This window comes from Pandoraea fibrosis, assembly GCF_000807775.2.
GTDB classification, from domain to species: domain Bacteria; phylum Pseudomonadota; class Gammaproteobacteria; order Burkholderiales; family Burkholderiaceae; genus Pandoraea; species Pandoraea fibrosis.
In genome coordinates this window covers 4,876,843-4,901,724 of sequence record NZ_CP047385.1, presented here as the reverse complement: position 1 = coordinate 4,901,724, position 24,882 = coordinate 4,876,843, and the positions used below count along the sequence as shown (strand labels likewise).

Sequence of the window (24,882 nt, the reverse complement as noted above, 5' to 3'; positions counted from 1 at the left end):
ATGCTTCGCTCTGCACAACTCAAGGGCATTCTGCCGGCGATTCCTACGCCGGTGAATGCCGACGACACGATCCATACCGACGCCGCACGTGCGCTGATGCGCTACCTGCTGGGGCAGGGCATCGACGGCGTGGTGCCGCTGGGCGGCACGGGCGAGTACGGTGCGCTCTCGCGCGCCGAGCGCGTGCGCATGGCCGAACTCGCGGCGCAGGAAGTGGCGGCGCATGGCCGCGACGTGCCGGTGATCGCGGGCGTGCTCGACCCGGGCTATCACGACGCCATCGACGCCGGGCGCGACTTCGCTGCGGCCGGCGCCGACGGGCTGCTCGTGCTCACGCCGTACTACACCAACCCGACGCAAGCCGGTATCCGCGACTACTTCCTGCGCTATGCCGACGAGTCGCCGCTGCCGATCCTGATCTACGAGATTCCGTACCGCACGCGCATCGCCATTGCGCCGGAAGTGCTGCACGAGCTGTCGCGCCACGAGAACATCATCGGCATGAAGGCCTGCAACACCGATATGTGGCATTTCCTGCGCACGGTGGCGGGCGTCGACGAATCGTTCGCGGTGCTGAGCGGCGAAGACACGCTGTTCCCGCTGCATGTGGCCGCAGGCGCACGCGGTGGCATCGTGGTGACGGCGTCGCTGCTGCCCACGGCGTGGCAACGTATTTTCGCGCTCGCCTCGGCGGGCAAGACGGCCGAGGCGCTCGAACTGCATCGCTCGCTCATTCCGTTGATGAATCTGGCGTTCGCCGAGACGAATCCGGGGCCGATGAAGTCGGTGATGGATCTGATCGGCGTGACGGCGCCCGCGATGCTCGCGCCGCTGGTGCCGCCCGCGCCGGCGCTGTCGGCGCAACTGCGCGAGGAACTGACCCGGCAACTGGCGATTTTTGAAGGGCGCTGAGACGTCAGGGCATTGAGGGGGACGAGGGGATAGTCCCGTCCGTCCCCTGAGTTTGCTTAGCGGCGGAACGTCGAGAGCCGCGACTTCGAGATCGACGTCGCGGCGACCTGAATGTGCTGGGCGAGTTCGGCTTCTGCACGCTGACGTGTCCAGCGTGACGTCGGCACCGAGATGTTGATGGCCGCGACGGCATGGCCGTCGTGATCGGTGATCGGTGCGGCGACTGAAATGTCGCCCATCACCGTTTCGTTCTCAACGATGGCGAACCCCTGCCGCGCAGTGAACCGAATCCGCTCAAGCAGCTTCTTCTTGTCGGTGAGGGTGTACGGTGTCATCGGCTCAAGCGGTGTATTGGCGAGGATCTCGTTCTGGCGCGCCTCGGGCAGTCGGGACAGGATGGCGATGCCCGACGCCGTGAACATCGCGGGCAGACGCGCGCCGACCACGATATCGATGTTTACCAGATGCTGGCCGGGGAACCGGGCGACGAAGACGATCTCGTGGCCGTCCAGTTCCTGCAGGTTGGTGGTCTCGCCCACGCGGCGGCTGATGTCGAGCAGATACGGCGAGGCTTTGTCGACCAGTTCGTTTGCCCGAATGTAGTTGTACGAGAACTGAAGCACCTTGGTGGTCAGCCCGTAAGTGCGCGTCTCGGGCACCCGGTAGAGATAACCGAGCGTTTCGAGCGTGTGCACCACCCGTTGCGTGGCGCTGCGATCGAGTTCGGCCGCTCTGGCGATGTCGCTGAGCGTCATGTAACGCGCGGGGCCGTCGAAGGCGTGCAGCACCTGAAACGTCTTTTCCGTCGAGCCGACGAAGAGCGAGGAGCGCGGCGCAAGCGGTGTCGCTTCGCTGGCGGATTGGGCAGACGCGTCGTCGGAGGGACGGGACGACCGGGCAGGCAAGCGCGGCATGGAGTGTGCGTAAGTGTTCGAATTGTAATGATTGTGATTGTAATGCAATTGTTTGTGCCCAACTAGCGAACTTCGCCGGATGGCCAGGCAGGCGGCACGGATCAAGGCCTCGTGGCGATGCCCACGAGCGGACATGAGGACAGGGGGAGCAATGCACGCGTTTTCCTGCGTGGAGGATTACCGCCGGGCAGCCCGGCGGCGTTTGACGAAGCTGGCATTCGATTATCTGGAAGGCGGGGCGGAAGACGGCGATGCGTTGCGACGTAATCGAGAGGCCTTCGGGCTGTGGGGCTTTTCGCCGCGCGTGCTTGCCGATACGTCGCAGATGTCGAGTGCGGCGACCTTCTGGGGACGTGAGACGGCCGCGCCGATGGTGGTCGGTCCGACCGGACTCAATGGCTTGTTTTGGCCGAGGGCGGACGAACTGCTCGCCCGCGCGGCGGCCGATGCCGGGCTGCCGTTCGTGTTGTCCACAGCGTCGACCTCGTTGCTTGAGGATGTGCGTGCCGCCGTGCCGGAGGGCGAGTTGTGGCTTCAGCTTTATGTGCAGCAAGACCGGCGCATTGCCGAGAGCATGATGCGCCGCGCGCGTGAGGCGGGCTTTCGCACGTTGCTGCTCACGGTCGACACGCCGGTGCATGGCAAACGCGATCACGACACGCGCAACGGGTTCAAGCTGCCCTTGCGTTTCACGCCGCGCCTGGTGGCGGATTGCATACGGCATCCGCACTGGAGCTGGCAGATGCTGACCCACGGTGCGCCGCAACTGCGCAATATCGCCAAAAGCGTGGGCGAACGGGCGGATCTGGCGCGTCATGCGGCAATGCTGAGCCGTCAGATGGATCTGTCGCTCGGTTGGGACGATCTGGCCTGGGTGCGTCGCCACTGGCCGGGCGAAGTGCTCGTCAAGGGCATTCAGACGGTGGACGACGCACGGCTGGCGCAGGCGCATGGCGCCGACGGCATCGTCGTCTCGAATCACGGCGGGCGGCAATTGGGCAGCACGCTCGCGCCGCTCGAAGTCTTGCCGTCGATCGTCGAGGCGCTGAGCGCGACCGGTCCCGCGATGGCCATCTTTGTCGATGGCGGTGTGCGGCGCGGTGCGGATGTGGCCAAAGCGGTGGCGCTGGGCGCCAAGGGCGTGCTGCTTGGCCGGGCACCGCTGTATGGCGTGGCGGCCCGTGGCGGGCAGGGGGCCGCCGAAGTGCTCGCGCTGTTGCTTGGCGAGTTGCGCACGACCATGCAACTGCTGGGCTGCCGGCAGGTGGACGAACTCACGCCGCAGCGGCTGGCCCGTCTGCCGGCAATACAGGCAATTCAGGCAAACCCGCTATAATGTGCCGCGCCCGATTGCCGTCGGGCGGCGTGACATCCGGCAGATTGGCGGGCGTGCACGCCGTGCGGCGGCGATGCCCCTTTTCATACACAGGAATGCGATCATGAGCTTCAACCACGTGCCTGCCGGCAAGGACATCCCCAACGATTTCAACGTCATCATCGAGATCCCGGCGCAAAGCGACCCGGTGAAGTACGAGGCCGACAAGGATCTGGGCCTGCTGGTCGTTGACCGTTTCATTGGCACGGGCATGCGCTACCCGGCCAACTACGGCTTCATTCCGCAAACGCTGGCTGGCGACGGCGACCCCGTCGACGCGCTGGTCGTGACGCCTTTCCCGCTGCTGGCTGGTTCGGTCGTTCGCTGCCGCGCACTGGGCATGCTCAACATGACCGACGAGTCGGGCGTGGACGCCAAGCTGGTGGTCGTGCCGGTCGACAAGATCTGCCCGATGACGGCGCACATGAAGTCGATCGACGACGTGCCGGGCTACCTGAAGGATCAGATCAAGCACTTCTTCGAGAACTACAAGGCGCTCGAGAAGGGCAAGTGGGTCAAGATCGAAGGTTGGGAAGGCATCGACGCCGCCCACAAGGAAATCGTCGACGGCGTTAATAACGCCAAGAAGTAAGCGATTTTCGCCTGCGACGTCGCGCGTCGACGCGAGAGAAACCCGGCCGAGTGCCGGGTTTTTTTATGCGTTGCGCTATCGCTATCGGTGCACAGACAAGGCCATTACGGCTTGTGACGTTTGACCATCGCCAGAATGGTCTGCATCAGTTCCGCTTGCGCTTCCTCCTGCGTGATGTCGCCGGCGACGGCGGCGTCCGAAAGTGTATCGGCGGCCCCCAGCATGGCCCACAGGGCGGGGGCGGGAATGCCCTGCGATCTGGCATACGGCGCCAGCATGGCCGCACACTTTCCGATGAAGGTCCTCTGGTACTGCCGCTTCACGGCGGCAAGCTCCGCCGAACCGCTGAGCGCGGCCAGTACCCCCGAAATCTCGCGCCCTTGCGACAACACGCAAGCCACATAACTTGACGCGATGACACGCGCCTTGTCCTGCAAGGTCGGTTTCGCGGCGGCCACCGAACTGTCGAAGATCACCGTCTGACGCTCGTCATAGTCCTGATACAGCGCGGCCAGAAGCCCGTTGCGCGTGCCGAAGTGGTCATACACCACCGGCTTCGTGACCCCCGCCGCGTCGGCCAGCCGCCCCAGCGTGAGGGCGTCGGTGCCCTCGTCGCCGATGAGCGTCCACGCCACGTCGAGCAACTGTCGCGTGCGAGCCTCGCGTGGCATGCGACGGCGGGCGGAGGAATCGGCGGCTGGGTTCATGACAGGGCAATACGCAACGTGTGGAACAGATCAGGGGACGCTCGCGAAGACCCGTTGGCCAATCGCTCGCGCGGTGTCGAGATGTGCCTCAGGGTAGCCGGTATCGGAGGCCAAGAGCAACTCGGATGTGACGACCTGCGCACCGCAGTAGCCAAAAATGCCATGATCGATCTGGGTTTTCATCGCGCCGAAATAGCCGTGCCGGGCCATCGTGCGTTGATCGGTACCTCCGACGGCCACGAGATGCACGCGCATTCGTTGCAGCTTCTTCTTTACTTTGCCGTCTTCCCCATCTTCATACGCCCAGCCTTGCGTGAATACGCGGTCGATCCATCCCTTGAGCAAGGCGGGGAACGACCACCAGTAAATCGGGTAGACGAGGACCAGCGCGTCGGCGCGGTCGACGCGGGCGTGCTCGGCGGCGATGTCGGCGGGGGCCGTTTGCGTTTTCTGGAACAGCGCGAGATCGGCGGCAGAGAATCGCGGATCGAACCCCTCCGACGCCAGATCGGCGATCTCGACGGTATGCGCGCCAAGCGCGTGTGGCTGCAACGGCGTTGCGATGATCCCCTCGGCAACGTGCGAGGCAATGGCATGGGTGAGCGATTGGGAATCGGGATGAGCGACGACGACGAGGGCATGCATGACGAACAATTCCTTAAAAAAATGTAACCTACCAATGGTAACCTACTTTTGGTAAGTTGTGTTTCGTCGCATCAATGCTCTGAAGGCGGCGTCGAGTTCGGCGACAATGTCGGCCAGTGGCGGCGTTCCGTGCCGGCGGGTGCCGTGCGGTAGCCGTGCAGCAGCCGTGGATTGGCAAACGAGGTGGGATGTGAGCAGCGACGTAGTCATCCGTGTAGTGCAATCGATTGAAGACGTGCCGGCCGACGCGTGGGATGCCCTCGCGGGTGGCAATCCCTTCGTGCGGCATGCGTTCCTGCATGCCATGCATACGAGCGGGTGCGCGTCGAAGCGCACCGGGTGGCAGCCGGCCTATCTGCTGATGCATGCCGGCGACGTGTTGGTGGGGGCCATGCCGCTTTACGTCAAATCCCATTCGCGCGGCGAATACGTTTTCGATCACGCTTGGGCCGACGCGTTTGCCCGTCACGGTCTGGACTACTACCCGAAGCTGCTGTGCGCCGTGCCGTTCTCGCCGGTCACGGGGCCGCGTCTGCTGGCGCGCACGCATGCCGACCGGGTTGCGCTCGCCCGGGGAGCGATTGCCTTCGCGAAGCAACTCGAGCTGTCGTCGATCCATGTGCTGTTCACGCACGACGACGATCTGGCGGCGCTGACCGAGGCGGGCTACCTGCTTCGCGAGGGCGTGCAGTTCCACTGGGAGAACCCGGGCTTCGCCACGTTCGACGATTTCCTCGCGCAGATGAATCAGGAGAAGCGCAAGAAGCTCAGGCAGGACCGTCGACGCGTGCGCGATGCGGGGGTGACCTACCGGTGGCTGCGCGGTGCCGAGATCGACGACGCGGCGCTCGATTTCTTCTATCGGTGCTACGACAACACGTATCGCGAGCACTGGAATGCGCCGTATCTGAGCCGGGCCTTCTTCGGTCAGTTGCACGCGGCGATGCCGGACACCTTGCTGCTCGTCATGGCCGAGCGCGATGGTGCGCCGTTGGCATGTGCGCTCAATGTGGTGAGCGGCGACACGATGTACGGGCGGTATTGGGGCACCACGGATTTCGTCTCCGGCATGCACTTCGAGACGTGCTACGCCCAGGGTATCGAGTACTGCATCGCGCACGGGTTGCGCAGCTTCGAGGGCGGGGCGCAGGGCGTGCACAAGATGTCGCGCGGTCTGTTGCCCACGCCCACGTGGTCGGCGCACTGGATCGCCGATCAGCGCTTCGCCGACGCCATTGCCGAGTTCCTCGATTCGGAGACGGCGGCGATGGACGAACACATCGGCGAGCTGGAAGCGCATACCCCGTTCAAACGTCCGGCGTCCTGACGCTGCGACCGGTGTCGAGGTCCGGTGTACCGGCCCCGGCACGGCGGGGCCTCGCGTAATATACTGGCGAATCTAACGTCCGCCGCTCGCGCCGGGCGGGCGCCAGCCCTCGGCTGCATCGCCTGCCGACGCAACGGCACATGGGCGATGCATGGTAGCCGCCGACATGACCAACCGATTTCTCAATCTCTACAATCACGATTTCGCACGTGTAGCCGTCGGGGTGCCGCAGTGCCGCGTGGCCGATCCGGTCTACAACGCTGCGCAGACCATCGCGCTGGCGAAGCAGGCGGACGCCGCAGGCGCGGTGCTCGTCGCTTTCCCCGAACTGGGCATCCCCGCCTATAGCTGCGAAGATCTGTTCCAGCAACGCGCGTTGCTCGACGCCTGCAACGTGGCGCTGGCCGACATCGTGGCGGCAAGCCGCGAGCTGGGCGCCGCGCTGATCGTGGGCATGCCGGTGCGCGTGCAGCAGCGACTGTTCAACTGCGCCGTGGTCGTCGCGCGCGGGCGCATTCATGGCGTCGTTCCCAAGACGTACCTGCCGAATTACAGCGAGTTCTACGAAGCCCGTCAGTTCAACGCCGCGGACGACGCCGGTGTCGATACGGTGACGTTGCTCGGCAGCGATGTGCCGTTCGGCTCACTCATCTTCGAAGCTGCCGATCAACCGTTGCTGCGCTTTCATTGCGAAATCTGCGAAGACGTCTGGGTGCCGGTGCCGCCGTCGTCGTTCGCGGCGCTGGCCGGCGCAACGGTGCTGGTCAATCTGTCGGCATCGAACGTGGTCGTCGGCAAGTCGGCCTATCGACATCAACTGGTCGGTCAGCAGTCGGCGCGATGCCTCGCGGCGTATCTCTACACCTCGGCCGGACAGGGCGAATCGACCACCGATCTTGCCTGGGACGGACAGGCGCTCATCTACGAGAACGGCGACATGCTGGCCGAGTCGGCACGCTTTGCCAGCGAGTCGCATCTGATTTATGCGGACATCGATCTGGAGCGGCTGGCGCGTGAGCGCATGCATCAGACGACCTTTGGCGTGTCGGTGCGCCGTCATGCCGACGAGGTCGCGCGTTTTCGCACGATCAAGGTCGATGTGACCCTGCCGCGCGATGCCGAGTTGCCGCTTGAGCGCGCCATCGAACGTTTCCCGTATGTGCCGTCCGACCCGCGCCGGCGCGATGAGCGTTGCCACGAGGTCTACAACATCCAGGTGCAGGCGCTGATGCAGCGTCTGGCATCGTCGAAGATTCAGAAGGTCGTGATCGGTGTGTCCGGCGGCCTCGACTCGACCCATGCGTTGCTTGTGTGCGCGAAGGTCATGGATCGCCTCGGTCTGCCGCGCACCAACATTCTGGCGTACACGATGCCGGGCTTCGCCACGAGCGAGCGCACGTTGCGTCAGGCGCGTGAGTTGATGGATGCGGTCGGGTGCACGGCGCGCGAAATCGATATCCGGCCGAGCTGCATGCAGATGCTCAAGGATCTCGACCACCCGTTTGCCAGGGGCGAGGAAGTCTACGACGTCACGTTCGAGAACGTGCAGGCGGGCGAGCGTACCAATCACCTGTTCCGTCTGGCGAATCATCTGGGCGCCATCGTGATCGGCACGGGCGACCTGAGCGAGTTGGCGCTGGGCTGGTGTACTTATGGCGTGGGCGACCATATGTCCCACTACAACGTGAACGCCAGCGTGCCCAAGACGCTCATCATGCACCTCGTGCGATGGGTGGCCGAGACGGGGCAGTTGGGCGGTGCGGCGTCGTCGAAGCCCGCGCCGGTCAAGGGTGGCAAGGACGCCGGGGCGCGTCGTAACGTCCTCATCGACATTCTCGAAACGGAAATCAGCCCCGAGCTGGTCCCCGGTAAGGCCAACGGCGCGCCCGAACAGCGCACCGAGCATTTCATCGGCCCCTACGAGTTGCAGGACTTCAACCTCTATTACACGTTGCGCTTCGGTTATGCCCCGCGCAAAGTGGCGTTCCTCTCGTGGAGCGCGTGGCACGACGCCTCGGCAGGCCGCTGGCCCGACGAAGGGCACCTCGCCCGCAACGCCTACGATCTGGTCGCGATCAAGCGCAACCTGCGGATTTTTCTGGACCGGTTCTTCCGCACGAGCCAGTTCAAGCGGTCGTGCATTCCGAACGCGCCGAAGGTCGGCACGGGGGGCTCGCTCTCGCCGCGCGGCGACTGGCGTGCGCCAAGCGATTCGGAGTCGGTGGTGTGGCTCGCGGATCTGGACAAGGTGCCAGACGACCCGCGCGCCTGAGCGCAGTGCAGCGCCAGGCGGGGGCGGGCACTGCGTGCCGTCATCGGCGCGCCGTCCCCGGCCCGGTACAATAGCCCGGCGAATTTTCAGAACAAACCAACCAAGATATCGAGGCGACAATGAAACGCGTAACTGCCATCATCAAACCCTTCAAGCTCGACGAAGTCCGCGAAGCGCTGGCCGAAGTCGGCGTGACCGGCCTGACCGTCACGGAAGTGAAGGGCTTCGGCCGTCAGAAGGGGCACACCGAGCTGTATCGCGGCGCCGAGTACGTCGTCGACTTCCTGCCGAAGATCAAGATCGAAGTTGTGGTGAGCGCGGCGCAAGCCGAGCAGGTCATCGATGCGGTGCTGGGTGCGGCGCGCACCGGCAAGATCGGCGACGGCAAGATTTTTGTGACCGACGTCGAGCGCGTGATTCGCATCCGCACGGGCGAAGAGGGCGAGCAGGCGGTCTGAGGCCGGTTCGGGCGTCGCTGTACCGCGATGGCGACGACGAACGGATGCAGGACCAGGAAGGGCGACGGCTGCGCAAGCGGAGTCGCCCTTCGGCGTTTTTCCCCTCGTTCACCGGTGCATTTGCCGCGGCGTGAATCGAGTGGGAATGGCGACATCAGGCCTTGAGCCGCACGTCGAACGCGACAGTGATCAGACGCACGAAAATGACGGAGAACGCGCTGATCGACAAGGTGTAGACGGGATCGAGGTCCGCGTAGGTGAGCGCAATGTAGATCCAGCCACCGATGAAGGCGCACACCGCATAGGGCCGTGTGTCTCGCAATACCAGCGGCACTTCATTGCAGAGGATGTCGCGCATCACGCCCCCGCCTACGCCGGTAATCACGCCCATCATCACGGACATGAACGCCGACATGTCGGTCTGCAACGCCAGCGACGTGCCCGAGGCGCTGAAGAACCCCAGACCGATCGCATCCGTAATGAGCAGCACGCGCTCAGTGGCCACGCGCGAGACGAGCCGCAGTACGCCGGACGTCGAGAGCGAGAGGACGAGAATGATGACCGTGTACCACTGATGTTGAACCCAGTAGAAAGGGCGGTGATCGAGCAGCACGTCACGCAACGTGCCGCCGCCGAAGGCGGTCGCGAAGGCCAGCACGAATGCGCCGACCGGGTCGAGGTGCTGCTTGCGGGCTTCGGCGAAACCGGAGATGGCGCACGACAGTACGGCAATGGCCTCCATGACGGCCAGTATCGTATGCAGTTGGGCGCTCATCTCGTGAATCATCGGCGAATCCTGTCGGTGAAACGTCGTGATCTGCGGCGGAGTTCAGCACGGTGGCCGCGCGCTCGCCGAAGCGATGGCCCGCCGGGGCGGGTGTCGATTACCCGCGCGGCGCTCGCGTTTGCGCAGCCTGGAGCAATACTACCAGTGCGCCACCCCCGCCGTCGCGTCCCTGTGCTTGCGCCCATGCCAGCACTTCGTTCTTCTGTGCCAGCCAGCCGCGCACTTTGTCCTTGAGCACCGGTTCGCGATTCACCGAGCCGAGTCCTTTGCCATGAATCACACGCACGCAACGCAGGCCTCGCTTCACGGCGTCGTGCAGGAAGGCGGAGAGCGCTTCGCGGGCTTCGTCGCGACGCATGCCATGCAGGTCGATCTGCGCCTGCACCACCCATTCGCCGCGTTGGAGTTTGAGCACGGCGTCGTGACTGATGCCGGGACGGCGATACGACAGGCGGTCGTCGGTGTCGAGCAGCGCTTCGGGGTCGAATTCGTCCGAAAGCGACTCGAAGAGCACGGCCGCTTCGTCTTCCTGAGTCTGACGGGCGACGGGCTCGGGCGGCTGGCGCGGGTGCTCCACGCGATTGGTCGCGCCCTTGCTGGAGAGCGGGGCGATGTCGCCGATGCTGTCGCGGAACACGTTCGCGTCGCGCTTGGCTTGGGCGGCGCGTTTGGCGGCGGCGAGGCGTTCGGCTTCGCGCGCCGCCGTTTCCTTGGCGAGGGACTCGCGCAGGTTGGCGAGATCGCCGAGGCCGAGTTTGGGGGGCTTCTTGCTCATGGTCGTGCGAACAAGGACGGTGGAAGGTCAGACGACAACGGCGCCCTGGCTGCATGAAAACTCACACAGCGAGGGCGCCGCGGCGGGGCGCGCAGGCGTTACTGGTCGAGATTTTCGAGGTAACGCTGGGCGTCGAGCGCGGCCATGCAGCCGGTGCCGGCGCTGGTAATGGCCTGACGGTAGATATGGTCCTGCACGTCGCCTGCGGCGAAGACGCCCGGCACGCTGGTGGCCGTGGCATTGCCGTTCAGGCCGCTGTGCGTGACGATATAGCCGTTCTTCATTTCGAGCTGACCGTCGAAGATATCGGTATTCGGCTTGTGGCCGATGGCGATGAACACACCATGCAGCGCGATGTCCTCGTGGGCACCCGTCTTCACGTTCTTGATGCGCACGCCGGTCACGCCCGAGTCGTCGCCGGTCACTTCGTCGAGCACGGTGTCGTACTTGAGCTCGACCACGCCTTGCTTGGCTTTTTCCAGCAGGCGGTCGATCAGGATCGGCTCGGCACGGAACTTGTCGCGACGGTGGATCACCGTGACCTTGCTGGCGATGTTCGAGAGGTACAGCGCTTCTTCGACGGCCGTGTTGCCGCCGCCGACCACGCAGACTTCCTTACCCTTGTAGAAGAAGCCGTCGCAGGTGGCGCAGGCGGACACGCCGCGCCCGGAGAACGCTTCTTCGGACGGCAGACCGAGGTACTGGGCCGAAGCGCCGGTGGCGATGATCAGGGCGTCGGCCGTGTATTCGCCGGAATCGCCGATCAGACGCAACGGGCGCTCGTTCAGATGCACCGTATGAATGTGATCGAAGATCATCTCGGTGTTGAAGTGCTCGGCGTGAGCCTGCATGCGGGCCATCAGTTCGGGGCCTTGCACACCGGTCGGGTCGCCGGGCCAGTTCTCGACGTCCGTGGTGGTCATCAACTGACCGCCCTGGGCGATACCCGTGATCAGCACGGGCTTGAGGTTGGCGCGCGCGGCGTAGACGGCGGCGCTGTAGCCGGCGGGGCCGGAACCGAGAATCAGGACTTTGGCATGCTTGGCAACGGACATGGACGGACTCACCGGAAAGGGGGATGGGGACTGGCGCCGGGCCCGCACCGCGAGAGGGCAGCAGGGGGCGAATGGCGCAAACCGACATTATAAGGGGCCGACGTCGTTTCGTTGATCGAGCCTTGCAATCGACGCGATAGCCTCCAACCCACGAGGTGCCGCCGGGGCTGAGCGTCGACAGGTGCATGATTGCGACGTCGGGACGTCTCCTAAATCTGGGGGCAGAAGCGCCGGATGCAAGGCGTTGGCGTGGCCGGCAGCCAGGCGGTGCGACCTTGTCTGACTTCCCCGAACCGGGCGGGAAGGCCCGGCGTTACTGCTTGTCACCTTTTCATGCATTGAGCCATGTAATAGTTGTTTACAATGGAGCCTGCTGCGCGGCAGGCCGCCCGTCTGCCCGCCCAACCGTATGGCTTGATGACGACGAAATCTTCCTACTCTGCTGGTGCCGGATCGTCGTTGCCCAATCGGGTGACGCACCTTTTCCATGAAATCCGCTGGATGGCGCAGGTCGCGCTGATGGTGTTCCTGTTGATGGCGTTGTTCTCTTACAGCCGTCTGGACCCCAGCTGGACGCATGCGGCGCATGTGGAGCGCATCGCCAACTGGGCGGGGCGTGTCGGCGCGTGGGTTGCCGATATGCTGCTGCTCATGCTCGGTCTGTCCGCTTACTGGCTGGTGGTCTTCATCGGCCGCCGCGTGGTTGCGGGGTACCGGCGTATTTCGGCCAGGCGCGAAGCGCCTCCGCTGCGCGAGCGTCTCGCCAGTGGCGGATGGGTGGAGATCGTCTCGTCCCTGATGGTGCTGCTCTCGAGCGCCGGCATCGAATCCCTGCGCCTTTACCGTCTTAAAGCCCAATTGCCGCGTGCTTCGGGCGGTGTGATCGGCGAGACCGTCGGCGGTTTCTTCCAGCACGCGCTTGGCTTTACGGGCGGCACGCTGGCATTGCTGCTCATCTTCGCCTTCGGGTTGTCGCTGCTGTTCCACTTCTCATGGCTGTCCGCTGCCGAAAAGCTTGGCGCACTGATTCTCGATACCGGGACCGTGATCCGTCGTCGCCGCGAGGCGCGTCAGGATCGCCGGCTGGGCGAAGAGGCGGCCATCGCGCGTGAAGGCGCGGTCGTGCAGAACCGCGTGCGCACCGAGGTCCACGAGCCGGTGCAGATTGTGCCGCCGGTCAAGGTCGTGCCCAAGAGCGAGCGTGTGGAGAAGGAAAAGCAGGCACCGCTCTTTGCCGATCTGCCCGATTCCATCCTGCCGCCGCTGGCGCTGCTCGATCCCGCGCCGGCCGTGCAGGAGACGGTCTCGGGTGAAACACTCGAATTCACGTCGCGCCTTATCGAGAAGAAGCTCAAGGACTTCGGTGTCGAGGTCAATGTCGTGGCCGCATATCCCGGGCCGGTGATTACCCGTTACGAAATCGAACCGGCCACGGGGGTGAAGGGCAGTCAGATCGTCAATCTGGCAAAGGATCTGGCGCGTTCGCTTTCGCTCGTGTCGATTCGGGTGGTCGAGACCATTCCGGGCAAGAATTTCATGGGGCTGGAGTTGCCGAATCCGCGCCGCCAGACTGTGCGCCTGACGGAGATTCTGGGCTCCGAGATCTACAACGACTCGTCGTCATTGCTGACGCTGGCACTGGGTAAGGACATCGGCGGTAAGCCGGTCGTCGCCGATCTGGCGAAGATGCCTCACTTGCTGGTGGCCGGTACGACCGGCTCGGGCAAGTCGGTCGGGATCAACGCGATGATTCTGTCGCTGCTCTACAAGGCAACGGCCGAACAGGTCCGGCTGATCCTGATCGATCCGAAGATGCTCGAAATGAGCATGTACGAAGGCATTCAGCATCTGCTGTGCCCGGTGGTGACGGATATGCGTCAGGCCGGTCATGCGCTGAACTGGGTGGTTGCCGAGATGGAGCGCCGTTACAAGCTGATGAGCAAACTCGGCGTGCGCAATCTTGCCGGGTATAACAACAAGATCGACGACGCCGCGAAGCGCGAAGAGCACATTCCGAATCCGTTCTCGCTCACGCCCGAGGAGCCCGAGCCGTTGCAGCGTCTACCGTACATCGTGGTCGTGATCGACGAGTTGGCCGATCTGATGATGGTGGTTGGCAAGAAGGTCGAAGAATTGATCGCTCGTATTGCGCAGAAGGCGCGTGCGGCGGGGATTCACCTGATTCTGGCAACGCAGCGTCCGTCGGTCGACGTCATCACTGGCCTGATCAAGGCGAACGTGCCGACGCGTGTGGCGTTCCAGGTGTCGTCGAAGATCGACTCACGCACCATTCTCGATCAGCAGGGCGCCGAGACCTTGCTGGGGATGGGCGACATGCTCTACATGCCGCCGGGCACCGGGCTGCCGTTGCGTGTTCACGGCGCATTCGTGGCCGATGACGAAGTGCATCGCGTGGTCGAGCGACTCAGAGAGCAGGGCGAGGCCAATTACGTCGAAGGGCTGCTGGACGGCGCTGTCGAAGGTGAAGAGGGGGGTGTCGACGGCGTGGCCGGCGGAACCGGCGAGGGCGGTGGCGAGTCCGATCCTCTTTACGATCAGGCGGTGGCGGTGGTGCTCAAGCAGCGCCGCGCGTCGATTTCGCTGGTGCAGCGGCATCTGCGCATCGGGTACAACCGGGCGGCGCGCCTGCTCGAACAGATGGAACAATCCGGCGTGGTGTCGGCGATGGCGAGCAACGGCAACCGGGAAATTCTGGTGCCGAATCGCGAAGGAGAATAAGGAACATGCTGGGATTCAAGCGAGGCTTGCCGCTGATCGCGGGTGCTGTCGGTGTGACGCTGGCGGTGCTGGTCGCGCCGGCTTATGCCAGTGGCACGGCGCAGCTCAAGGCGTTCGCCGCGCAGGTGAAGTCGGCGCGCGGCGAGTTTGAGCAGAAGCAGGTCAAGGGGCAGCAGGACGGCGCCATGAAGGTGACGAACTCGGCGTCGGGCACTTTCGAGTTTTCGCGTCCGGGCCGCTTCATCTGGCGTTACGTCAAGCCTTACGACCAGTTGTTGCAGGCCGACGGCGAAACGCTCTATATCTACGACAAGGATCTGAACCAAGTGACCGAGCGCAAGCTGGGCACTTCGCTGGGCGCAAGTCCGGCGGCGATTCTGTTCGGTAGCAACGACATCGAAAAGAACTTCACGCTCAAGGATGCCGGCGTGAAGAACGGTATCGACTGGGTGGAGTTGAAGCCGAAGTCGCAGGACACGCAGTTCCAACGCGTGGGCATTGGCTTTCGCGATGGCAATCTGGCGGCGATGGAACTATATGACGCATTCGGCAACGTCACGTTGCTGACGTTCGACAAGATCCAGAAGAATCCGCCCATGCCGGCGGACAACTTCAAGTTCACGATGCCCAAGGGCGCCGACCTGATCAAGGGTTGAGCGTGACACGTCCGCGTTGCCGCCAATGAGCTTGGCTCACGAGTCGGCCAGCGGGCTGGCATAATGGGGGCATCTGATTATCTGAATGCGGCCGGGGACTCCCCGGCCGCGCTGCTTGAGAACATGCCAGACGACACCCCGCTGTCGGCTTCGGTGCCTTTGGCCGAGCGCCTGCGCCCCCATACCATCGACGACGTGATTGGCCAGCGCCACTTGCTGGGCAAGGGGAAACCTTTGCGCGTGGCGTTTGAGGCTGGCCGTCCGCACTCGATGATTCTGTGGGGGCCGCCGGGGGTGGGCAAGACGACGCTGGCACGTCTGATGGCCGACGCATTCAAGGCGTATTTCATCGCGCTGTCGGCGGTGCTCTCCGGCGTGAAGGACATTCGCGATGCTGTCGAGGCGGCGCAAATTCAGCGCGCGCAGGGCAAGCAGACGCTGGTGTTCGTCGATGAGGTGCATCGATTCAACAAGGCACAGCAGGATGCTTTCCTGCCGCACGTCGAGTCGGGGCTGTTCATTTTCGTGGGCGCGACGACGGAGAATCCGTCGTTCGAGGTGAACGGCGCATTGCTCTCGCGTGCCGCCGTCTACGTGCTCAAGAGCCTGAACGACGAAGAACTCGGCGAGATGATCACGCGTGCGTCGCGCGAGTTGGGGGATATCGGTTTCACTGATGAGGCGCGACAGGGCCTGATCGACTCGGCCGACGGTGATGGCCGCAAGCTGCTCAACAACGTGGAAATCGTCGCGCAGGCGGCGACGTCGCAAAACCTCGACACCATTGACGACGCCCTGCTGGCCAGCGTGCTTGCCGAAAACCTGCGTCGCTTCGACAAGGGGGGCGACGCGTTCTACGATCAGATCAGTGCGCTTCACAAGTCGGTGCGCGGCAGCTCGCCGGACGGTGCCCTTTACTGGTTCTGCCGCATGCTCGACGGCGGTGCCGATCCGCGGTATCTCGCGCGCCGGATTGTCCGGATGGCGTGGGAGGATATCGGTCTGGCCGATCCGCGTGCGGCGCGCATCGCCCTCGATGCGGCAGAGACGTATGAGCGTCTTGGAACCCCCGAGGGCGAACTCGCGTTGGCGCAGGCCATTCTGTACCTGGCGTCGGCCCCCAAATCGAATGCGGGTTACAACGCCTACAACCAGGCGCGGGCTTTCGTCGGCAAGGACAAGTCGCGCGCCGTGCCGATTCATCTGCGCAATGCGCCGACGAAGTTGATGAAAGAGCTCGGCTACGGTCACGAGTATCGCTACGCGCACGACGAGCCCGACGCGTATGCAGCGGGCGAGACGTATTTCCCCGACGACTTGCGCGCCCAGCATTGGTACCGTCCTGTGCCCCGTGGTCTGGAGGGCAAGATTGGGGAGAAGCTGAATTGGCTGAAATCGCTCGATGCCGAGTGGCGACGGGCGAATGCCAAAGGGCGTAAGGCCGATGCGTCGGCGAAGCCGTCCGGGGCGGGTGCAACGCCCTCCGGAAAGTCCGTGCCGGGCGAGCCATCCGACGACGAGACGGCTTGACGCGGACGTCGTCGGCATCATAAACGCGCCAAATGGCGAAATCGCGGTGCGCGTTTGGTAAAATCCCCGCTTTGATGCTGCATCCGGCGCCTTGAGGGCGTGGGACGGCCAGAACGAATTCCAAGGCCCAAGACTGTGGGCCACTAACGACAGACATCCCACCATGCTCGACATTCAACTTCTTCGCAAGGACCTGGACGGCGTTGCTGCGCGACTCCAGGCGCGTGGCTATACGCTGGACGTAGCGGCGTTTGCTGCGCTTGAGGCGGAGCGCAAGCAGATTCAGACGCAAACCGAAGAACTGCAGGCACGCCGCAATGCACTTTCGAAGCAGGTTGGCATGAAGAAGGGCAAGGGCGAGGACGCCTCGGCCGAGATTGCCGAAGTCGGCAGTATTGCCGACACGCTCAAGGCGTCGGAAGTGCGGCTGGGCGAGGTTCAAGCGCGTCTGTCGGATCTGTTGCTGGGCGTGCCGAACCTGCCGCACGAGAGTGTACCGGTCGGTTCGGACGAGACGCAGAACGTGGAAGTGCGCCGCTGGGGGACGCCGCGTGAATTCGATTTTCCGGTGCGCGATCACGTCGATCTCGGTGCGGCGTTGGGGTTGGACTTCGATGCTGCGGCCAAGCTGGCGGGCGCACGATTCTCGGTAATGAAGGGCGGCATTGCGCGACTGCATCGTGCGCTGGCGCAGTTCATGATCGACACGCACACGTCGGAGCACGGCTATACGGAAATGTATGTGCCGTACATCGTGAATGCGGACTCGATGCGCGGTACGGGCCAGCTTCCGAAGTTCGAGGACGACTTGTTCAAGGTGCCGCGCAAGGTGGGCGGTGACGACGGCGAGCGTATCGAGAACTTCTATCTGATTCCGACGGCAGAGGTGTCGCTGACGAATCTGGTGCGAGACGAGTTGCTGGCGGCTGATGCGGTGCCGATGCATATGGTGGCGCACACGCCTTGCTTCCGTTCGGAGGCGGGGAGCTATGGCAAGGACACGCGCGGGATGATTCGTCAGCATCAGTTCGACAAGGTCGAGTTGGTGCATGTGGTGCGTCCGGAGGCGTCGTATGACACGCTGGAGATGTTGGTGGGGCATGCGGAAGCGATTCTGCAGAAGCTGAAGCTGCCGTACCGCACGCTGGTGCTGTGCACGGGCGACATGGGCTTCGGCAGTGCGAAGACGTATGACATGGAGGTGTGGATTCCGGCACAGAACACGTATCGCGAGATCTCGTCGTGTTCGAACATGGAGAGCTTCCAGGCGCGCCGGATGCAGGCACGTTTCCGCAACGCGCAGGGCAAGCCGGAGCTGGTGCATACGCTCAACGGTTCGGGACTGGCTGTGGGACGCGCACTCGTCGCAGTGCTGGAAAACTATCAGAACGCCGATGGTTCGGTGACGATCCCCGATGTCCTGCGTCCGTACATGGGCGGCATCGAACGTCTCGAGCCCGCTGCGTAAAAAAATCGGAAAAAAGGGGTTGGCAGCGGAAGAAATTCGGCTATAATCTCTTTCTCGCTGCCTGAGGCCACTCAGACAGCGAACCAAAGCAGAAAGAACGCTTGGAGAGGTGGCAGAGTGGTCGAATGCGCCGGACTCGAAATCCGGTGTACGGTTATACCGTACCGTGGGTTCGAATCCCACCCTCTCCGCCAAGCATCCTGCTTTGAACGAATCAGCCCGCTAACTAGCGGGCTGTTTTGTTTCTGCGGTGGGCTTCTTGTGGCGATAGCCATACCCCGTGCTCGTCAATCGTCGAGCGATTGTCTTGTCGACGACAGCCTTTAACACGGGGTCGTTCTTCGGCAGCATGCAAGCAATGGCTTCAAACGTTTGGGGCTCGCCGGTAATGACGTACTCGTTAGTCTTGTTCGCTTTTGCCAGTTCCGCAGACAGAACGTCAGAGTCCATGAAGAGCGCTGCCGCCCGGCCCTGCTGCACCATCATGAAACCCTGCGTGTGATCCGTGGCCGCAACGATCATCACGTTCATCTTCGTTTCAGCCACCCGTTTGCGTAGATAGCGCGCGGATGTCGTGCCGGCCGTAACCGCGATCGTCTTGCCATTGATGTCGTCGAACGAGCGAATGCCCGAGCTTCGTTTGGTGAACAAGCGCGTCTCTGTAATCGAAATCGTGTTTGAGAACTCGACCTGCTTGCGTCACCCGGCGTTGTTTGTGGTGCCGCCGCACTCAGTTGATCGTGCCGCTTTGTACCAGGGGAATGCGGTTCTGCGCAGTGATCGGCATCATGCGGACCTGCAAACCGGGAGCGTCGATTTCCTTCTTGATTTCGTCGACGATTCGCATAGCGATGTCCTGCGAATATCCAATGACATTCGGGCCATTGTCGTAGTACGAATACGGCACGGACGACTCTCGGTTGCCCAGTACGATCACATTGTTTTCCTTGATCTTCTTGAGGGTCCCGCTGCGTTGCGTGGCGGCGCCCGCGTCCGCACCGACTCGTCGATGCCGGTCGACGACGGCTCAGGAGGCCCCTTTCAGGTCGCGCGCAGACATACCGAGTTGTTGCCGGAATGCGGCGCTGAAGTGGCTGGCGTTGGTGTAACCAAGCTCGGCGGCCATAGCGACTCGGCCCTCTACCTCGCACGACACGTAGAAACGTGGGGGGGAGGGGACCAATCACGGATTACCTAATAGTGCAACAGCGTCTTGTTATAATTTTCGTATGACAATGCCCACATTTCAACGGGCTCGTAGCCGCGAGGCCAAACAGGAGCGAATCGACGCGATCTTGAAGGCGGCTTACGCGCTTGGCGCGAAGCAGGGAATCGGTCGCGTTTCCCTCACCGACATTGCTAACGAAGTTGGCATGCACAAGTCGGCACTACTGCGCTATTTTGAAACGCGTGAGCAGATCTATCTGATTCTCGCGGCGATGGCGTGGCGAGAATGGGCCACCGACGTAATTGCTCGTCTTGCAGCGGATGCTCAGTCTCCGGCGAAGGCTGCGGCGGCGTTGGCCACGTCGCTTGGCGAGCGGCCGATCTTCTGCGATCTAGTGGCTCATTGCGCCATCAGTCTCGAGCGGCATGTCTCGCTTGAGGCGATTTGCGAATTTAAGGAGGCGGCGCTTGAATCGACTTACGCCGTTGCCGCGCAACTACAGGCACGCTTGTCCATCACCGAGCGTCAGGCCGTGGACGTGATTGCCACGGCTACATCGATGGCTGGCATGTTCTACCAGTTTGCGACTCCCGCGCCGGATGTCCTGCGGATGTATCAGAACCATCCTCGATTGCGGCACGTGGTTGGCGATATCGCACCAAGACTTCGCGCCATTCTTGAGGGTTTGCTCTGCGGATTCGAACGGATGAACGATAGAGGTGATCCCGGGCACGTCGCGGATTGATGGGAAATACTTCGTTCATGGCCGTTCTCGGTGCTCCCTGAGTCGCCCAGGCATCCAGTACCTTGCCAGCGAACTCCGGCCCGTTGTCCACGGTGATGGATAACGGCAATCCGCGCATCTCCCGCAAACGTTCCAACACTTGCCTCACGCGCTGCCCAGGCAGTGAAGTGTCGACCTCGATGACAAGGCATTCACGCGTGTAATCGTCGACCACATTCAGGCACCGAAACCGCCGACCGTACGCCAAGCCGTCAGAGCCGAAGTCCATTGACCAGCTTTGATTCGGTCCTGTTGGTAGCAGTCGAGGTGTCCGTTCGACTGCGGCAATGCGCTTGCGCCTTCTTTCAACACGCCAATGATTTGCTCTTCGCTGAATCGCTTCTTCACTTCCGTTCCCTTTCGTTGGAACGGACTCTACACCGTCTGCGGACTATTCAGGGGGAGCAGGTCAATTGCAGCTCGTCCCCTTGGCAGCGCGTAAGCAGAGTGAACTTCGAGAGATAGCGCGGGTGCCCGGGCCGTGTTCACAGACCGTTTCGATGAATTATCGAATTCGCTGTCTTTCACCTCGTGACTTCGACAGTGCTGACAATCGATTTCGGATTGGTTTTCATTTTAACAAAACCGTGTTGCGTTAAGTGTCTGGCTGTGCTCAAATCCGATCAATCAACCGAAAGGATCTGGCCGCGATATGTCCATCGACTCCGATTTGCCCAATCCGCAACGTAGAGGTTTTCTCCGAGGCTCCGTGTTGGTCGCTGCTAGTCCACTGGCCGCGACCGATGCGCCACTGAGCGCTACTGACACTGCCAAACCTTTGGAGGACGCGAGAAAGCTGCAGCGGGTGACGCTGCAGATCAATGGGCACCAGAGGCAATTGTCGCTTGACTCCCGGGTTAGTTTGCTCGATGCGCTGCGGGATCACGCCGGCCTTTGCGGGACCAAAAAGGGTTGTGATCAGGGCCAATGCGGGGCCTGCACGGTGCACGTGGATGGGCGCAGGGTGCTCTCCTGCCTTACGTTCGCGGCGGCGGTCGACGGTTCGCGGGTCACGACCATCGAAGGCCTTGCGGGCGAGAGTGGCGAGCTGCATCCGATGCAGGCAGCGTTTGTGGAGCAAGACGCGTTGCAGTGTGGGTTCTGCACGCCCGGTCAGATCATGTCGGCGATTGCCTGCGTGTTTGAGGGGCATGCAGGGTCCAGCAATGAGATTCGAGAGTTCATGAGCGGCAACATTTGTCGCTGTGGCGCCTATCCCAATATCGTCGCTGCGATCGAGCAGGCGAAGCAACAGATGGCGTGAGGGGGAATACCATGCAGCCCATCTCGTATGAAACGCCAGATCGCGCAACGGTGGCGATTGCCGCCGCACGCCAGCCGGATAGCCTGTTCGTGGCAGGCGGCACCACCGTCTTTGATCTGATGAAACTGAATGTCCTGCGCGCAAAGCATCTGGTTGACGTGACACGGCTAGACATGCCAGCGCTTCACAGCATGAAGGTGTCGGCCGACACCATTTGGCTAGGTGCAATGGTGCGCATGGCCGATCTGGCTACGCATGCCGAGATCAAGGCAATTTGCCCGATGATTGCGCAATCGCTCGATTTGGGAGCCTCCCAGCAGATTCGCAATATGGCGCGGCTTGGCGGCAATGTGCTTCAGCGTACCCGTTGCGCCTATTACCGCGAACCTAGCTTTGCGCAGTGCAACCGGCGTAATCCGGGGTCGGGCTGCGCGGCACGCGACGGCCATAACCGGCAGCACGCTGTGTTGGGAGCAAGCAACGCATGCATCGCGGTCTACCCGGGGGATTTTCCGCAAACGTTGATCGCACTGGACGCCACGGTGCATACGCTGGCGAGTGGCGCAAAGGTGCGCGAGTTTCCGTTCGCGCAACTGCATCGTCTGCCCGGTGCTCGACCGGATATCGAGACAGTTTTGCAGCCCGGAGAGTTGATCGTCGGTTTCAGCATCCGGCGCGGAGCGTGGATGCGCCGCTCGCTCTATCTGAAGATCAGGGATCGCCAGTCCTATGCCTTCGCACTTAGCAGCGCGGCCGTGGCCCTGGAGTTGACGCAGCAAGGTATCGTGAACGAGGCACGCATTGCGCTTGGCGGCGTGGCGACCGTGCCGTGGCGAGCGCATGAGGCTGAAGCCGTGTTGAAGGCCAGTCTGTTCTCCGAAGATGTGGCTCGGAGGGCTGCCAGAGCAGCGTTTCAAGATGCGACGGTTCATTCGGACAATGCATATAAGTTGCCGCTCGGCGAGCAGACGTTGGTCCGCGCGCTATTGAGTGCTGCGGCTTTGGAGGTTTCGGTATGAATGCCGCACCCGAACATGACCTCGAAGCCCCCGACCAAGGGCTGCGCAGCTTGCCACTGATAGGCTTGCCGCTTACGCGTTATGACGCACTCGCCAAGGTCACCGGTCGCGCGCAATACGCGGCAGACTTCCCTGTACTCAATCCCGTGCATGCGTGGCTGATTCTGAGTAGCCTTCCGAGGGGGCGCATCGCGGCGATCGATGTTACTGGCGCCTTGGCCGTACCCGGGGTCATCGACGTCGTGACGCATGAGAACGCGCCCGTACTCTCGGCGCCGGTTAGCAAGGCCGCCGGCTCATGCACCAGTTACCAGCCACTCACAGGGCCGGAAATCATGTTCGACGGGCAGATCATCGGCGTAGTGCTCGCCGAAACGCCCGAGGTGGCAAGAGAGGCGGCTGCGTTAGTGGTTACGCAATATGCTGCGCGACCGGCGGCGACATCGCTCGACGCGCCAGGCGCTGCCACACAACGCTGGTCCGCGGTCAGCCCTGGATTCCGGGACCCGATTGTGGGCGATGCCCATTCTGCATTTGCTCAGTCAACGGTGGTGGTCGATGAGACCTACAGAACGCCGGGCCAGGTGCATAACGCCATGGAGCCGTTTCCCACCACTGTGCAGTGGGAGGGCGATAATCTCGTCGTCCATGAACCGAGCCAGTATGTGCTTGGTCTGCAGAAAGGTGTTGCGCGTCAATTGGGGCTCGCACCCGAGCGGGTGCGAGTGATCAGCCCATATGTCGGTGGAGCGTTCGGCAGCAAGCTCAGCCTGACACCCAGAACTGCGTTGCTTGCGGCGCTGTCTCGAAAATTGCGCCGACCGGTCAAGCTGGTCGCCACGCGGGCTCAGGGGTTCACGCTTTCGACATTCCGCGCGGATAGCCGTCATCACGTTCAGCTCGGCGCGTCGGCGGACGGTAAGCTGACCGCTTATTTGCACGAATCTTGGGAACTGTGCTCGCGCGTCGACGTGACAGCGAGCGGCGCAACCAAGCAGACGGCCGATATGTACGCCGTACCTGCCATTGCTACGCGGGTGAATATCGTTCAGGCGGACCGGATTACACCGGGTTTCATGCGCGGGCCCGGCGAAATGCCGTATATGTTTGCGCTCGAAACCGCCATGGACGAATTGGCGTATCGCCTCAAGCTCGACCCCATCGAACTGCGCCTGCGCAATGAACCCACGCACAGCCCGGTGGATGGTAGTCGGTTCACGAGTCGTTCACTTGCAAAGTGCTTTGAAGAGGGCGCACGGCGTTTTGGCTGGAGCCACCGGAATATCGCGCCTTATGCGACGTGCGATGGCGATTGGGTCATCGGCCACGGCTGTGCGGCGGCCATCTTTCCGTGCTTCAACTACGGTGGTAACGCCACGGTGACGCTCACGCGTGGCGGCCGGGTGCGCGTGGAAGTGGCCGCGTCAGAGATCGGTACGGGTTCCTGCACTGCGCTGGGACAGGTTGCTGCCGAGCTGCTGGGTGTGCCCATGGAGGACGTAGAGGTGCATGTGGGCGATAGCCTGCTCCCACCCACCGCGCCTGCGGGGGGATCCATGCAGACGGCAAGCACTGCGCCCGCGATTCGGATGGCCTGCGAACGGATCATTGCTCGCTTCGGAGGTGTCATGCCTTCGTCAGCCGAGTTGGAGAGTGTGTTCGATCGGTTGGGCACTTCATCCGTTCAGGAAACGGCGCAATACAAGGCCTTCGACGGCAAGGGGGCGGATGGGCGAGCCACGCTTTCAACTCGCGAGGCGAGCGAACGGGTGGCCGTTTATTCCTTCGGCGCACAGTTCGTAGAAGTCAGAATTCACCGCCTCACGCACGAAATCCGTGTGCCGCGCCTGGTCGGAGCATTCGCTTGCGGGCGTATCCTCAACGAACGCACAACGCTCGCTCAACTGCGTGGTGGCATGGTTTGGGGTCTGTCCTCCGCGCTGCTGGAAGCCCTTGAGATGGATCCGCGCTTAGGCCGAGCAATCAATACAAACATGGCCGAATACGTGGTGCCGGTGAATGCAGACGTGCAGGACGTTGAGGCCATTCTGATTCCTGAAGACGACAGGGAGGTCAATCCGCTGGGAATCAAAGGCGTTGGGGAAATCGGAATTGTTGGTGTTGCCGCTGCCATTTCCAACGCAATCTTCAATGCCTCCGGAACACGCGTGAGGGATTTGCCGATCACACTTGACAAGCTGCAGAGGCCTGTCGCGGGAGAATAGGGCGCGTATGTCGCACCTGCAATCGAATGATCAAGTCAGGCGATAGCCAGGTGTCGAGATGATAGGGAGAGAAAGTGTTTGAGCATGTCGAGCGCGGATTGGGATGACCGACGCGCGCGCCTCTGTGCCAGTAAAAGTTTCGCACTCAAATTGTTATGATGCATATAATTAATCGAACTAGTACGGTTAATCCACTCATCGACTGGAGTG

Annotated in this window: 23 protein-coding genes, 1 tRNA gene and 1 pseudogene; 15 read left to right on the top strand and 10 right to left on the bottom strand. The window is 62.6% G+C overall.

Annotated features, from left to right (window positions below):
- Positions 1–912, top strand: a complete 912-nt coding sequence (locus PI93_RS21595) for a dihydrodipicolinate synthase family protein (RefSeq protein ID WP_039373488.1) — start codon at positions 1–3, stop codon at positions 910–912.
- A 56-nt stretch (positions 913–968) separates the two neighbouring features.
- Here PI93_RS21595 and PI93_RS21590 read toward each other — a convergent pair whose 3' ends face one another.
- Positions 969–1,826, bottom strand: a complete 858-nt coding sequence (locus PI93_RS21590) for an IclR family transcriptional regulator (protein ID WP_039373547.1) — start codon at positions 1,824–1,826, stop codon at positions 969–971.
- A 151-nt stretch (positions 1,827–1,977) separates the two neighbouring features.
- On the opposite strand from PI93_RS21590, the gene PI93_RS21585 reads away from it, so the two are divergent.
- A complete protein-coding gene (locus PI93_RS21585) occupies positions 1,978–3,162 on the top strand; it encodes an alpha-hydroxy acid oxidase (RefSeq protein WP_039373490.1) in 1,185 nt (394 codons plus the stop codon).
- 103 nt (positions 3,163–3,265) lie between these two features.
- Positions 3,266–3,793, top strand: a complete 528-nt coding sequence (ppa, locus tag PI93_RS21580; protein ID WP_039373492.1) for an inorganic diphosphatase — start codon at positions 3,266–3,268, stop codon at positions 3,791–3,793.
- Between the two features lie 104 nt (positions 3,794–3,897).
- On the opposite strand, the gene PI93_RS21575 is transcribed toward ppa, so the two are convergent.
- Together PI93_RS21575 and PI93_RS21570 are read right to left on the bottom strand one after the other, a co-directional pair.
- Complete coding sequence (locus PI93_RS21575) at positions 3,898–4,500, bottom strand: TetR/AcrR family transcriptional regulator (protein WP_039373493.1); 603 nt, start codon at positions 4,498–4,500, stop codon at positions 3,898–3,900.
- A 30-nt stretch (positions 4,501–4,530) separates the two neighbouring features.
- Complete coding sequence (locus PI93_RS21570; RefSeq protein ID WP_039373494.1) at positions 4,531–5,145, bottom strand: NAD(P)H-dependent oxidoreductase; 615 nt, start codon at positions 5,143–5,145, stop codon at positions 4,531–4,533.
- A gap of 190 nt (positions 5,146–5,335) precedes the next feature.
- Here PI93_RS21570 and PI93_RS21565 point away from each other — a divergent pair, with 190 nt between their 5' ends.
- The 3 genes from PI93_RS21565 (at position 5,336) to PI93_RS21555 (ending at position 9,202) form a co-directional block, all read left to right on the top strand.
- Positions 5,336–6,472 (top strand): GNAT family N-acetyltransferase, encoded by a 1,137-nt coding sequence (locus PI93_RS21565; RefSeq protein ID WP_039373496.1) that lies wholly within the window; start codon positions 5,336–5,338, stop codon positions 6,470–6,472.
- Between the two features lie 166 nt (positions 6,473–6,638).
- A complete protein-coding gene (locus PI93_RS21560) occupies positions 6,639–8,744 on the top strand; it encodes an NAD(+) synthase (protein WP_039373548.1) in 2,106 nt (701 codons plus the stop codon).
- A gap of 119 nt (positions 8,745–8,863) precedes the next feature.
- Positions 8,864–9,202 carry a P-II family nitrogen regulator gene (locus PI93_RS21555; RefSeq protein WP_010805431.1) on the top strand — a complete coding sequence of 113 codons (339 nt, stop codon included), beginning with the start codon at positions 8,864–8,866 and terminating at the stop codon, positions 9,200–9,202.
- A gap of 154 nt (positions 9,203–9,356) precedes the next feature.
- On the opposite strand, the gene PI93_RS21550 is transcribed toward PI93_RS21555, so the two are convergent.
- The 3 genes from PI93_RS21550 to trxB all read right to left on the bottom strand — a co-directional run bounded on the left by PI93_RS21550 (position 9,357) and on the right by trxB (position 11,819).
- Positions 9,357–9,977 carry a trimeric intracellular cation channel family protein gene (locus tag PI93_RS21550; RefSeq protein WP_039373549.1) on the bottom strand — a complete coding sequence of 207 codons (621 nt, stop codon included), beginning with the start codon at positions 9,975–9,977 and terminating at the stop codon, positions 9,357–9,359.
- A gap of 109 nt (positions 9,978–10,086) precedes the next feature.
- A complete protein-coding gene (locus tag PI93_RS21545; protein WP_039373499.1) occupies positions 10,087–10,764 on the bottom strand; it encodes a Smr/MutS family protein in 678 nt (225 codons plus the stop codon).
- A gap of 98 nt (positions 10,765–10,862) precedes the next feature.
- The gene (gene trxB, locus PI93_RS21540; RefSeq protein WP_039373501.1) at positions 10,863–11,819 is read right to left on the bottom strand and encodes a thioredoxin-disulfide reductase; all 957 of its coding nucleotides are present in this window, start codon (positions 11,817–11,819) and stop codon (positions 10,863–10,865) included.
- A gap of 417 nt (positions 11,820–12,236) precedes the next feature.
- Here trxB and PI93_RS21535 point away from each other — a divergent pair, with 417 nt between their 5' ends.
- The 5 genes from PI93_RS21535 (at position 12,237) to PI93_RS21515 (ending at position 18,406) form a co-directional block, all read left to right on the top strand.
- Entirely contained in the window at positions 12,237–14,558 is a 2,322-nt protein-coding gene (locus PI93_RS21535) for a DNA translocase FtsK (RefSeq protein WP_039373550.1), read from the top strand.
- Positions 14,559–14,563: 5 nt separating this feature from the next.
- Complete coding sequence (gene lolA / locus PI93_RS21530; RefSeq protein WP_039373502.1) at positions 14,564–15,214, top strand: outer membrane lipoprotein chaperone LolA; 651 nt, start codon at positions 14,564–14,566, stop codon at positions 15,212–15,214.
- A 123-nt stretch (positions 15,215–15,337) separates the two neighbouring features.
- Entirely contained in the window at positions 15,338–16,744 is a 1,407-nt protein-coding gene (locus tag PI93_RS21525; protein ID WP_167525557.1) for a replication-associated recombination protein A, read from the top strand.
- A gap of 163 nt (positions 16,745–16,907) precedes the next feature.
- Positions 16,908–18,212 (top strand): serine--tRNA ligase, encoded by a 1,305-nt coding sequence (serS, locus tag PI93_RS21520; RefSeq protein ID WP_039373503.1) that lies wholly within the window; start codon positions 16,908–16,910, stop codon positions 18,210–18,212.
- 103 nt (positions 18,213–18,315) lie between these two features.
- Positions 18,316–18,406 (top strand) — tRNA-Ser (locus tag PI93_RS21515).
- A gap of 28 nt (positions 18,407–18,434) precedes the next feature.
- Here PI93_RS21515 and PI93_RS21510 read toward each other — a convergent pair.
- The 3 genes from PI93_RS21510 to PI93_RS25120 form a co-directional block, all read right to left on the bottom strand.
- Positions 18,435–18,863, bottom strand: coding sequence for a type 2 periplasmic-binding domain-containing protein (locus tag PI93_RS21510; protein WP_052240895.1), 429 nt, complete (start codon positions 18,861–18,863; stop codon positions 18,435–18,437).
- 79 nt (positions 18,864–18,942) lie between these two features.
- Positions 18,943–19,149: a transporter substrate-binding domain-containing protein gene (locus PI93_RS21505; RefSeq protein WP_052240896.1), complete on the bottom strand. Its 207-nt coding sequence runs from the start codon at positions 19,147–19,149 to the stop codon at positions 18,943–18,945.
- 90 nt (positions 19,150–19,239) lie between these two features.
- Positions 19,240–19,338: an AraC family transcriptional regulator gene (locus tag PI93_RS25120; RefSeq protein WP_144400421.1), complete on the bottom strand. Its 99-nt coding sequence runs from the start codon at positions 19,336–19,338 to the stop codon at positions 19,240–19,242.
- 109 nt (positions 19,339–19,447) lie between these two features.
- Here PI93_RS25120 and PI93_RS21495 point away from each other — a divergent pair, with 109 nt between their 5' ends.
- Positions 19,448–20,125: a TetR family transcriptional regulator gene (locus PI93_RS21495; protein WP_201278412.1), complete on the top strand. Its 678-nt coding sequence runs from the start codon at positions 19,448–19,450 to the stop codon at positions 20,123–20,125.
- 43 nt (positions 20,126–20,168) lie between these two features.
- Here PI93_RS21495 and PI93_RS24885 read toward each other — a convergent pair.
- Positions 20,169–20,486, bottom strand: a pseudogene (locus tag PI93_RS24885) (DDE-type integrase/transposase/recombinase); the annotation flags it as partial.
- A 330-nt stretch (positions 20,487–20,816) separates the two neighbouring features.
- Between PI93_RS24885 and PI93_RS21485 the strand changes: the two are divergent.
- From PI93_RS21485 to PI93_RS21475, 3 genes are read left to right on the top strand one after another with little or no spacing between them, the layout of a single operon-like run.
- Positions 20,817–21,428, top strand: coding sequence for a (2Fe-2S)-binding protein (locus PI93_RS21485; RefSeq protein ID WP_080759347.1), 612 nt, complete (start codon positions 20,817–20,819; stop codon positions 21,426–21,428).
- Positions 21,362–22,447, top strand: a complete 1,086-nt coding sequence (locus tag PI93_RS21480) for an FAD binding domain-containing protein (protein ID WP_236105759.1) — start codon at positions 21,362–21,364, stop codon at positions 22,445–22,447. Before PI93_RS21485 ends, PI93_RS21480 begins: the two co-directional genes overlap by 67 nt.
- Positions 22,444–24,672: a xanthine dehydrogenase family protein molybdopterin-binding subunit gene (locus PI93_RS21475; protein WP_080759348.1), complete on the top strand. Its 2,229-nt coding sequence runs from the start codon at positions 22,444–22,446 to the stop codon at positions 24,670–24,672. Before PI93_RS21480 ends, PI93_RS21475 begins: the two co-directional genes overlap by 4 nt.
- Positions 24,673–24,882 lie beyond the last annotated feature (210 nt).

What these genes read in the sequence shown, in the direction of transcription:
- PI93_RS21595 (WP_039373488.1), top strand. Translation starts at nt 1, where the DNA reads ATGCTTCGCTCTGCACAACTCAAGGGCATTCTGCCGGCGATTCCTACG.
- PI93_RS21590 (WP_039373547.1), bottom strand. Translation starts at nt 1,826, where the DNA reads ATGCCGCGCTTGCCTGCCCGGTCGTCCCGTCCCTCCGACGACGCGTCT.
- PI93_RS21585 (WP_039373490.1), top strand. Translation starts at nt 1,978, where the DNA reads ATGCACGCGTTTTCCTGCGTGGAGGATTACCGCCGGGCAGCCCGGCGG.
- ppa (WP_039373492.1), top strand. Translation starts at nt 3,266, where the DNA reads ATGAGCTTCAACCACGTGCCTGCCGGCAAGGACATCCCCAACGATTTC.
- PI93_RS21575 (WP_039373493.1), bottom strand. Translation starts at nt 4,500, where the DNA reads ATGAACCCAGCCGCCGATTCCTCCGCCCGCCGTCGCATGCCACGCGAG.
- PI93_RS21570 (WP_039373494.1), bottom strand. Translation starts at nt 5,145, where the DNA reads ATGCATGCCCTCGTCGTCGTCGCTCATCCCGATTCCCAATCGCTCACC.
- PI93_RS21560 (WP_039373548.1), top strand. Translation starts at nt 6,639, where the DNA reads ATGACCAACCGATTTCTCAATCTCTACAATCACGATTTCGCACGTGTA.
- PI93_RS21555 (WP_010805431.1), top strand. Translation starts at nt 8,864, where the DNA reads ATGAAACGCGTAACTGCCATCATCAAACCCTTCAAGCTCGACGAAGTC.
- PI93_RS21550 (WP_039373549.1), bottom strand. Translation starts at nt 9,977, where the DNA reads ATGAGCGCCCAACTGCATACGATACTGGCCGTCATGGAGGCCATTGCC.
- PI93_RS21545 (WP_039373499.1), bottom strand. Translation starts at nt 10,764, where the DNA reads ATGAGCAAGAAGCCCCCCAAACTCGGCCTCGGCGATCTCGCCAACCTG.
- trxB (WP_039373501.1), bottom strand. Translation starts at nt 11,819, where the DNA reads ATGTCCGTTGCCAAGCATGCCAAAGTCCTGATTCTCGGTTCCGGCCCC.
- PI93_RS21535 (WP_039373550.1), top strand. Translation starts at nt 12,237, where the DNA reads ATGACGACGAAATCTTCCTACTCTGCTGGTGCCGGATCGTCGTTGCCC.
- lolA (WP_039373502.1), top strand. Translation starts at nt 14,564, where the DNA reads ATGCTGGGATTCAAGCGAGGCTTGCCGCTGATCGCGGGTGCTGTCGGT.
- PI93_RS21525 (WP_167525557.1), top strand. Translation starts at nt 15,338, where the DNA reads ATGCCAGACGACACCCCGCTGTCGGCTTCGGTGCCTTTGGCCGAGCGC.
- serS (WP_039373503.1), top strand. Translation starts at nt 16,908, where the DNA reads ATGCTCGACATTCAACTTCTTCGCAAGGACCTGGACGGCGTTGCTGCG.
- PI93_RS25120 (WP_144400421.1), bottom strand. Translation starts at nt 19,338, where the DNA reads ATGGCCGCCGAGCTTGGTTACACCAACGCCAGCCACTTCAGCGCCGCA.
- PI93_RS21495 (WP_201278412.1), top strand. Translation starts at nt 19,448, where the DNA reads ATGCCCACATTTCAACGGGCTCGTAGCCGCGAGGCCAAACAGGAGCGA.
- PI93_RS21485 (WP_080759347.1), top strand. Translation starts at nt 20,817, where the DNA reads ATGTCCATCGACTCCGATTTGCCCAATCCGCAACGTAGAGGTTTTCTC.
- PI93_RS21475 (WP_080759348.1), top strand. Translation starts at nt 22,444, where the DNA reads ATGAATGCCGCACCCGAACATGACCTCGAAGCCCCCGACCAAGGGCTG.